This is a genomic window from Micromonospora coerulea (assembly GCF_016598485.1).
GTDB lineage: Bacteria > Actinomycetota > Actinomycetes > Mycobacteriales > Micromonosporaceae > Micromonospora > Micromonospora coerulea.
This window is the reverse complement of the sequence record NZ_JAEMUW010000116.1, coordinates 1-397: the sequence shown is the minus strand read 5'-3', so window position 1 is coordinate 397 and position 397 is coordinate 1. Positions and strand designations below refer to the sequence as shown.

Here is a 397-nt window from a genome sequence, read left to right as displayed (position 1 = left end):
GGTTCTCCGATGCGTGGTTCGCGGCGGCGAAACGCCGCAGCGCGGGTGACGTGTCGGCGCGGTTCCCGCGTCGTCGGCGGGGGTTGGTGCCGGTGCGCTGGTATCACGGCACGTTCACGGTCGACGGGCACCGGGTGCGGATCCCCACCGCGAAAGGCACTGCCCCGTTGTGGGTGAGGTTGGCGCGCGAGGTGCCGTATCCGGCCGAGCAGGTCCGCTCGGTCACGTTGCTGTGTGAGGGCGGGCGGCTGTTCCTGGACGTGACCGCTGAGGTGCCGGTGGCGGTCTACCCGGCGGGTGAGGGACCGGATCCGGGCCGGGTGGCCGGGGTGGATCTCGGGATCATCCACCCCTACGCGGTGGCCGGCCCGGACGGGGAGGGGTTGTTGGTGTCGGG

General features: G+C 72.5%; 1 protein-coding gene. It reads left to right on the top strand.

The features are described from left to right. Window positions 1–92: 92 nt before the first annotated feature. The coding region (locus I8N68_RS32535; RefSeq protein ID WP_200216936.1) for a hypothetical protein at window positions 93–397 on the top strand (305 nt) is incomplete at its 3' end.